The sequence below is a fragment of the Thermococcus sp. genome, assembly GCF_027066465.1.
Lineage (GTDB): Archaea > Methanobacteriota_B > Thermococci > Thermococcales > Thermococcaceae > Thermococcus.
In genome coordinates this window covers 1-7,905 of record NZ_JAMONU010000147.1, presented here as the reverse complement: position 1 = coordinate 7,905, position 7,905 = coordinate 1, and the positions used below count along the sequence as shown (strand labels likewise).

Genomic DNA, 7,905 nt, shown 5'->3' with positions numbered 1-7,905 from the left:
CTGGGACATCAAGAAGAAGCCCCTCAAGGTCGCCATAGCGGAGGTGATGGGCAAATGAGGAGGCACTACCTCCTGTCCATTGGGGGGCTGACGGCCCTCTCATCCCTCGTGCTGTCCCTCCTTTTCCTGTACTCCTTCTTCGGCTGGGGTGCAGAGTTCGGCATAGCCCTGATTCTCGCGGTGGCGTCCCTTCTTTGGGAGTCGCTGGGGTACATCTTCCTGGCGTTCGTTGGGCTTCTACTGGTCTACCACAGGGTCGGCGGCATCTTCGGTCTGACGGCGCTGGTGTTCGCTATATGCGCCGTTGAGGGCCTTTACCTCCCCAAGAGGAACGCCCCGCTGGAGCACTACTACGTTCTCTTCGGGGGAACCTTCCTCGCGGTGCCGGTCTACTACTTTGCCTACGTTCTGTCCTTCTATACGCCGAGCTTCGTCAACACCGAGGTTGCGGCGCTCTTCGCGGTTTTGCTCTACGTTCTAATCTATATCATCATCAAACGCTGATGCTCCAGCTTCCCTTCTTTTTCAAAACCTCGCGCGCCCTCTTAAGGCCGAGCTTTGCGCACTCGTCCAGTCCCTTCCCCTTTACGAGTCCCGCTAAAAAGCCCCCTGCGAATGCATCGCCAGCGCCGGTGGGGTCGATTTCCCCTTCGACCGGCAACGCCGGAAACTCGCGGAAGCTTCCGTCGTAGACCAGAACCCCCTCCCTGCCTCGCGTTACAACAACAAGCCTCGCTCCCCACGAGTACAGTTCCTCAGCGGCTTTCCTCACGTCGTTAAGGCCTGTGATGAGCTTCGCCTCCCTTTCGTTTGGAAAAACGATGTAGCTCCTCGAGACAAGCTCCCTAACGAGGTCTGGCTTTCTCCGGTAGTCCTCATAGTAAGTTGGGTTAAAATCTATGCTTATCCTCTTCCCTTCCAGCCTATCGACGACCTTCAACTGTTCCTCCGGTGGAATCGGGGCTATGTGGAAGAGCTTCGCCTTCATGTAGTCCTCGGGAATCGGCGTCTCGCCCATTCTCTTTGCAACGCCCATCTCGACCGGCGACTCGACGCTTCCATCGGGTTTGTAGATGACCCAGATGTGAATAGTCTTTCCGGGCAGGATTTGAACCCCCCGAGTGTCAACGTACTGGGAAAGCCTCTCAAGCCACTCCCTCGGAAAATCCTCACCAATCTTCGTGACGAGGCCAACCTTGGCACCGGCGAGAGAGGCGGAAGTAGCAACGGCCGCCGCGGCCCCGCCGGGCATCCCGATTCTCCTCCCATCCGGAAAGACTATCGTGTCTATTGAAACGTGACCGAGAACAACCAGCTCGACCATTCTATCACCACCTTCATTCGATTGGAAGGGTTACGTCGTCTTGGGTTTTAAGCCAAACGGTGGAATTGGATACGTGGTAAGTGGTTACAACTCAATAGACACGGCTAAAATTGAAACATAGTGAGTTGTTTATGGTGGACTAGTATTACCAAAAGATTTTTATGAGCTTTTATCAATGATTTATGCAAATTCGTGGGGATTACACAGAATTCGGTGGGAGACATGCCAAGGGGTATCTTCGGTGTGGCCTCTATAATCTTTGTGCTCTTACTGCTTTTTCTTCCGGTTATCTCGGCCGATTGCTCGCCGTACAGTATCTATTCCGTAGATTCAATAGGCACTATCAACGGCTGGCTTCTCCTTGAAATCGGAGAGAACACGTACACCTGCGAGATGATAGCTGGGGAGTGGACGCCCGTGCTGGTGGGTATGCCGAATGAATATTACATCCTCACCGACGGGAGCAAGACCGTCTTTCTTGGGGGTACAGAGATTGGCCGGGAGACCTTCCTCGGTTTCGTGAACAGGACGCTTTACGTTCTAACCGTCAACAGGACTCACGTCCCGTACAAAAACGTGACAATCACGATTGAAGGCGTGCCCCACAACTTCACGCTCCTCAAGAACGTGACAGTGAAGACGCTTTACCGGTTCACTGGAACATGTTTGGAAAACGTTTCAACGTGTAGAATAGCCTCGTATCCCAGCGGAACGGAAACAAACACCTGCAGGGGACTCATGTGGAACATCTCTACATTTAAACTTCCAAGGAAATCCCTTCAGGGTGTTCCGGTAATGGTCAAGAACGGAACCGTTGAGGTATTCGGAGGAAACTACACCCTTATGCTCCCAGAATGGGTCAATGCTTCAACCCTAAAGCTGGAGGCGTTTAAGGCAAAGCACGGGGTTGTTCTGATTAACATGGAAGTAATCAAAGTTCCCGCAGGGGAGAGTGTTGAGGACATCCCCCTACTTTTCCTTGTTTATGGCAAAACAGTTCGTTCACCTAAATTCATTGATTTGGGAAAGTTCGTCTGCGCCAAAGGTGGTGCGAATACTACCAATTCAACTGCTATCTCAGTAGTTGAAAATAAGAGCAAAAAGAGCATCTGCGGACCTGCTTTCCTTGTCCTACTTGGGACAACTGCTCTCTTTGCAGAAAAAACATTGAAGAGGGTGAGAAAATGTCCCGAATAATGATTGGTTTCCTTATTTTCATCCTTTCAATGTCAATAGTTCCATTTCATAGGTTTTCTGTCTCCAGCACCCGGACCTTCCAGGCCTATCAAATCACCATCGAGGGACTTAGACCCTACAGTATTGGAATTTTGCCATACTTCATTATCATGGTGAAACCCTACTGGCGGGTGAACGGCTCTTCCCCCGGCGAATATCACCTCCTCTACACTGCGTACCCCTCTTATCACAACATTACCAACTGGACTTTTGAGTACGTTAACCTGACGAACCTCCCCGGAGTCACTCACAGGCTCGGAAACGTGACGTTACCCTGGCCGACGAACAACTTCACAATCTTCTCCTACGATGGCTTCCCAATAATCCACTGGCAGGCAGAAAACGGGACGATTAACAACTACTTTTGGATATGCAACTACACAATACCTGTGATCGTTCCGCACTACACGAAAAATTCCCCGTTGATTGGACGCTTGGAGAGAAACTACATGGTTTTCAACGGCTCAAACACAACCCTCAAAATTCCGGCGAGGGAACTATTGAAGTACTACCCGGAGCAGTTCCTGAACGACCTCGGGGGAGTCCTCTACAGGGACGTGGTTTACATCTGGAACTCAACAACGGCCTCATACCGGGTAATTCATAGAGAAGCCCTTCTCATTTATCCTCTCCGCTTAAGTTACTGGAAAGACAAGGGAAAAGTTTACGTTGGCGTTGACTTTTCGAAGGGCGTTGAATTGAATGCCAATCAATCCATTCCAATCCTCCTGTATTCGAAGGGAAAGTTAAAACTCCTCGTGGACGTTCTAAAACTAATCACCCCACAGGGCGACCCCCTTAGAAACCTAGAGAATCCAGTCATCGCAATGACATCCCAAAGGTGGATAACACCCCTACCAGCACACGAGTTTTTTGAAAACTTCTCCCAGTACTACAAACTCCATTTCTCCATTGTATCAAACGGCACTTCCGCAGTGCTCACAATTGAAAGGAACGATACTTTTCTCACAGAGGGCGGAGCACTCATGGAATTTCCCCCAGCACCTATCCCCTATCTTGTCGTGAACGGTGTTCCGAGGTTTTTGAACCTTTCACCCACTGTCAGGCAGTTCAACCTCTCGGAATGGTGGCTTTACGAGTTTAAGTTTAGTGTCTGGAAGAATCACTACGAACTCCTCTGGGAGAAGTCCCCTCCAGTTATAAACTCCTCAATCGCTTATTATCTTAACGGAACATGCTGGAGGTTAATTGACAACTTCCACAGCTCTTCCGGCTTCGTCACCAACGGAACCGTTGAAGGGAAATACATGGTCTTCCGGTTTAATAGCACTACCCTGAGAATTCCGCTAAAGGAGTTAGCGAAGTATTACCCACCAAAGGTTTGGGGGTGGAAGTTTACCGCGGCAAAAGACGGAAAAGGCTACTTGATAATCCCCACCGCAGGATTCGACTACGGTGGGCGTTTTACTTTTGGAGGAGTAATCCTTGGCTGGAGCGATATTCTTCTGCCCGTTGACAATTCCTCCGGCGTTTACGCTCTTTATTACGTGAACGGGAATTTAAAGCCGGTTTTTGATTTGCTCAGACTCATGAGTCCGCAGGGAGATTTGGTTAGAGGCTTGCCAAACCCATACCTTAATTCGAGCGTAACCTTTGGATTGTGCAGTTCCAGGGCACAAAAGTTAGAGCATACGAACACTTCAACGGTGGGGGTTATGGAAACAACTACTCCAACTTCAACAGACACAAAAGAAAAAGCCATCTGCGGACCCGGATTTGTGGTTCTTTTGGCGGTTCTTGGTCTGGTGACAGTGAGAGGCTTGAGGGGGTGGTAGGGTGTCCCGATGGAAGGCCAGTACAGCTCTCATCGTGTTGCTATTGCTCATCATTTCCGGGCTAGCATCGGGTCAGGAAGTTTATGAAGTTCAGTACTCGGTTGTTTCCGGCGGACGGGATGCACTCATACACCTGCTCATTCTCACGTACGTTCCGTACTGCCCTCCTCTGTCCGGAATAGACTGCGCCAACGCAACAATGGGGGAAGTCCTCGGAGGAGACGAGTACCTCCTCTACTTCAACGGCTCCCGGCTGTACCTCCTCAACTTCACACCGGCGCTTAAAACGCCCTATCAGACCTATAACGGGGCGGTTTTCATAAACGGGAGCTGGTATATCAACATCACGGCGTATCCACAGAACGCCTCGCCCGACGAGTCCATTAGGGCGGTTTACTACTTCAACCCCCGCAGGTTCTGCGTTGAGAAAACGAACTTGACGTGGTCCGAGCTTCCCCACGGTAAACCCGTTGACGAGATAGACGGCTGGCGGATTGAGCTTCAGTCTTCGAGCTTTGAGAAGTGGGGCTACGCGAACGTGAGCGACGTCTGGGTAACGATGAGCAGGGACGCCCTGAAGTGGTCGCCCGGCCCAACTGAAGTCGTCAATTCGAGCCGTTTTCCGATTTATTTCATCCTTAGAAGAGGTAACAGGGTTAGAAACGTTACCCTGGTTTACCTGAATCTCAATATAACCAGACCGGATTTCAGGGTTCCACCCAACACTTCGGTGCCTGGGTATTGGTTTCCGAGGGATGTTAAAATTGTAAACGTGACCGTTTGCAACTCGGCTGGTTTACATGTCAAGTTTCCCGTAACGGGTCTCAGGGTCATTAAGGCCTATCCGGGAGGAGAGGGTGTTCTCCTTGTTGTTGGTTATGAGGTTCTTAGTCCGGGAATGTGCCCGGGGAATCCGTTCAACTGCACCCTCGTTCCCGACATGGTTTCCAGCTATCTCTTTTACGTTTCCTCCAGTGGGCCGTATTTCCTCGGCGCCTATCCTGAAGAACCTGTTGTGAAGTTTGAAAACGGCTTGTGGAGGCTTAAGCTTCGCCTCTGGAACGGTAGCGTTGAGAACGCGACCTTTAATCCCACCTGTCTCAATGACTCAAACGTTAGTCCCGTTGAAGTGCCGAAAGTTCCCATTGAGTGGACTTCCGTGAAAGTCGGGAACTTCACGGTGAGCTATCCTGCAGAGTTCTTGGGCTATTCTTGGGGCTGTAACTGCACTTTGGAAATTCAAAATAGAAAGATTCTAAGGGTTCTCCCGTACGTTCCCTTTGCTGTAGGGGTGAACGGAAAGTTCTACCCCCTGTTCGAACCTGCCCGAGTGACCTCCCAGCCCGTTCCACCAAAGGTTAGCTTGAGCTTTGGTTCTCTAGCAAGCACCGCTCCGGGAGAAACGAAGACCAAAACCATCTGCGGGCCGGGCCTCGTTACCCTCCTCGCCGTTACCGCCGTTGCCTTGAGGCGTTTAAGAGATACGGCTGAGTAAATCCCTTCCAACGGCTTCGTTTAGATGGCTGTCGAAAAAGATTAAAAAGTTCGGCTTCCAAAATCTCCCGGTGATGAACATGGAGAGCGTCTTCCAGAACGAGACGATTAAAGAGATTCTGGCTAAATACAGGAGGATATGGGCAATCAATCACGCCCAGAGCGTCCTCGGCTGGGACATGGAGGTCAACATGCCCAGGGAGGGAATCCTTGAGAGGAGCGTTGCGCAGGGCGAGCTTTCTGTTCTGGGCCAGGAGTTCCTCCTCAAGCCGGACTTCGTCGAGCTCGTCGAGAAGGCCAAGGGCTTAGAGGACCTCAACGAGTACGAGCGCGGTGTCGTCAGGGTTCTCGACCGCTCGATAAGAATCAGCAGGGCCTTCCCGCCCGAGTTCCTCAGGGAGATGAGTGAAGTCACGAGCCAGGCAACGAAGGCCTGGGAGGAGGCTAAGAGGACCAACGACTACTCCAAGTTCGAGCCCTGGCTCGACAGGATAATCGATTTGGCGAAGCGCGCCGCTGACTATCTCGGCTACGAGGACGAGCCCTACGATGCCCTCCTTGACCTGTACGAGGAAGGCCTCACAACCAGGGAAGTCGAGAGGATGTTCGAGAAGCTCGAGAAGGAACTAAAGCCCCTCCTCGAGAAGATAATGGAGGAAGGCAAAGTCCCCCAGAGCCACCCGCTCGAGAAGGAGAAGTATGAGAGGGAGCAGATGGAGAGGGTGAACCTTTGGATTCTCCAGAAGTTCGGCTTCCCGCTCGGTGTCCGCTCCCGCTTGGACGTCTCCGCCCACCCGTTCACGACCGAGTTCGGAATCAGGGACGTGAGGATAACCACCAGATACGAGGGCTACGACTTCAGGAGGACGATACTGAGCACCGTCCACGAGTTCGGTCACGCCCTCTACGAGCTCCAGCAGGACGAGCGCTTCATGTTCAGCCCCATAGCCGGCGGCGTCTCCCTTGGAATCCACGAGAGCCAGAGCAGGTTCTGGGAAAACATCATCGGTAGGAGCAGAGAGTTCGCGGGGCTAATCTACCCCGTCCTGAAGGAGAACCTGCCCTTCATGGCCAACTACACGCCGGAGGACGTCTACCTGTACTTCAACATCGTTCGCCCGGACTTCATCAGGACTGAAGCAGATGTCGTCACCTACAACTTCCACATACTCCTACGCTTCAAGCTCGAGAGAATGATGCTCAACGAGGGCGTTAAGGCCAAGGATTTGCCGGAGCTCTGGAACGAGGAGATGGAGAAGCTTCTCGGCATAAGGCCGAAGACCTACGCCGAGGGAATCCTCCAGGACATCCACTGGGCGCACGGAACGATAGGCTACTTCCCGACCTACAGCATCGGAACGCTCCTCGCGAGCCAGCTCTACTACCACATGAAGAAGGACATCCCGGACTTCGAAGACAAGGTTGCCAAAGCGGAGTTCGAGCCAATCAAGGCCTGGCTGAGGGAGAGGATACACCGCTGGGGAAGCATCTACCCGCCGAAGGAGCTCCTCAGGAAGGCCATCGGCGAGGAGCTGAACCCGGACTACTTCATCAGGTGGGTGAAGGAGAGGTATCTTTGAGTCTTTCCTCAACTTCCTCTTTTTGCCCGTAATTCAAAAATCGAAAACCGAGCTACTACTCTAACGGTTCCCCAATCCACGCAACGGGCTCGACCTCTATCGCGACCACGCCGTACTTCTTCTCCTTCTCCTCGGAATAAAAGCGCCTGTAGACCTTAACGCCCTCCTCGATGCTCTTCACTCCCGGCAGGACGTTCTCAAGGCCCTCCTTCTCCAGCATCTCTCTGAAGGAGGAATAAACCCTCAGGTCCTTCACGACGCAGACGAGCTTGTTCTCGAAGACTATCTCGTCGCCCGGCTTTATGGCCTGCCTCTTCTCGTCGTACAGGCGACCTTCCACCTTCTTCCTGCCCTCGGCTATCGCCTTTAGGTACTCCTCCTGAAGGCCCATCTTCCACCTCATGCTCCCACCTCACAGCAACGTCCTAATCAGGCTCGGGCTGACCTTTATGAGCTTTGCGAGGAGCTTGGGCCT

General features: G+C 52.3%; 7 protein-coding genes. 5 read left to right on the top strand and 2 right to left on the bottom strand.

What is annotated here, in order from left to right; all coding sequences use genetic code 11:
• The first annotated feature begins 54 nt into the window (after window positions 1–54).
• Window positions 55–504 carry a hypothetical protein gene (locus MVK46_RS07130; RefSeq protein ID WP_297535936.1) on the top strand — a complete coding sequence of 150 codons (450 nt, stop codon included), beginning with the start codon at window positions 55–57 and terminating at the stop codon, window positions 502–504.
• Here MVK46_RS07130 and MVK46_RS07125 read toward each other — a convergent pair.
• Complete coding sequence (locus tag MVK46_RS07125) at window positions 494–1,324, bottom strand: carbohydrate kinase family protein (protein WP_297535935.1); 831 nt, start codon at window positions 1,322–1,324, stop codon at window positions 494–496. The two genes, MVK46_RS07130 and MVK46_RS07125, sit on opposite strands and share 11 nt — an antisense overlap.
• Window positions 1,325–1,546: 222 nt before the next feature.
• Between MVK46_RS07125 and MVK46_RS07120 the strand changes: the two genes are divergently transcribed.
• From MVK46_RS07120 to MVK46_RS07105, 4 genes are all read left to right on the top strand, one after another.
• On the top strand, window positions 1,547–2,521 hold the full coding sequence (locus tag MVK46_RS07120; protein WP_297535934.1) for a hypothetical protein: 975 nt from the start codon (window positions 1,547–1,549) through the stop codon (window positions 2,519–2,521).
• On the top strand, window positions 2,509–4,356 hold the full coding sequence (locus MVK46_RS07115; protein WP_297535933.1) for a hypothetical protein: 1,848 nt from the start codon (window positions 2,509–2,511) through the stop codon (window positions 4,354–4,356). The genes MVK46_RS07120 and MVK46_RS07115 overlap by 13 nt, the downstream gene beginning before the upstream one ends.
• A gap of 1 nt (window position 4,357) precedes the next feature.
• Window positions 4,358–5,851, top strand: a complete 1,494-nt coding sequence (locus MVK46_RS07110; RefSeq protein WP_297535932.1) for a hypothetical protein — start codon at window positions 4,358–4,360, stop codon at window positions 5,849–5,851.
• Between the two features lie 79 nt (window positions 5,852–5,930).
• The gene (locus MVK46_RS07105; RefSeq protein WP_297535937.1) at window positions 5,931–7,430 is read left to right on the top strand and encodes a carboxypeptidase M32; all 1,500 of its coding nucleotides are present in this window, start codon (window positions 5,931–5,933) and stop codon (window positions 7,428–7,430) included.
• A 55-nt stretch (window positions 7,431–7,485) separates the two neighbouring features.
• Here MVK46_RS07105 and MVK46_RS07100 read toward each other — a convergent pair whose 3' ends face one another.
• Window positions 7,486–7,833 carry an ASCH domain-containing protein gene (locus MVK46_RS07100; protein ID WP_297535931.1) on the bottom strand — a complete coding sequence of 116 codons (348 nt, stop codon included), beginning with the start codon at window positions 7,831–7,833 and terminating at the stop codon, window positions 7,486–7,488.
• Between the last annotated feature and the right edge of the window lie 72 nt (window positions 7,834–7,905).